We start from the raw sequence: 593 nt of genomic DNA, 5'->3' as shown, positions 1-593 counted from the left end.
ATGGCCGTCGAAAGCGATGAGCTTGCCATCCAACACGCTCGTCACCTCATAGACCCCATCGGCCATCAGAAAACCCCGGTCAAAAATCGAGACCTTGGCCTGATCCTCGGGCAGGTATTCGCCGTTTACATAGACAGTTCGCATGGTCACCCCCAAAGCGCAGCGACGGGGGGGTGCACGCCCGCGCCGTCGAATTTCAAAGCATTGTCGCGGTCTTCTGCCAGAAGCAGCGGGCCGTCAAGGTCCACGACTTTCGCGCCTTGCGCCACCAGCGTCGCCGGAGCCATCGCCAGCGACGAGCCGACCATGCAGCCGACCATGACGTCAAACCCTTCGGCCCGCGCCGCATCGCGCAACGCCAGCGCTTCGGTCAGCCCGCCGGTCTTGTCGAGCTTGATGTTCACCACATCGTATTTGCCCTTGAGACCGGACAGGCTTTTGCGGTCATGGCAGCTCTCATCCGCACAGACGGGCACGGGCCGGTCCATGCCCAAAAGCGCATGGTCCTCACCTGCGGGTAGGGGTTGTTCGACCAGTGTCACACCAAGACGAACCAGATGTGGCGCGAGGTCGGCGTAAATCTCTGCCGACCA

Annotated in this window: 1 protein-coding gene; it reads right to left on the bottom strand. The window is 61.9% G+C overall.

Annotated elements, in window-relative coordinates:
• Positions 1-146: 146 nt before the first annotated feature.
• Positions 147-593: enolase C-terminal domain-like protein (locus tag Q7C20_RS26870; RefSeq protein ID WP_375071207.1), on the bottom strand; the 447-nt coding region annotated here is incomplete at its 5' end.

Origin of the sequence: Pseudomonas sp. AMR01 (assembly GCF_041946035.1) — a bacterium.
In the GTDB taxonomy this organism is placed as follows: Bacteria; Pseudomonadota; Gammaproteobacteria; order Pseudomonadales; family Pseudomonadaceae; genus Aquipseudomonas; species Aquipseudomonas antarctica_B.
This window is presented reverse-complemented; position numbering and strand designations above follow the sequence as displayed.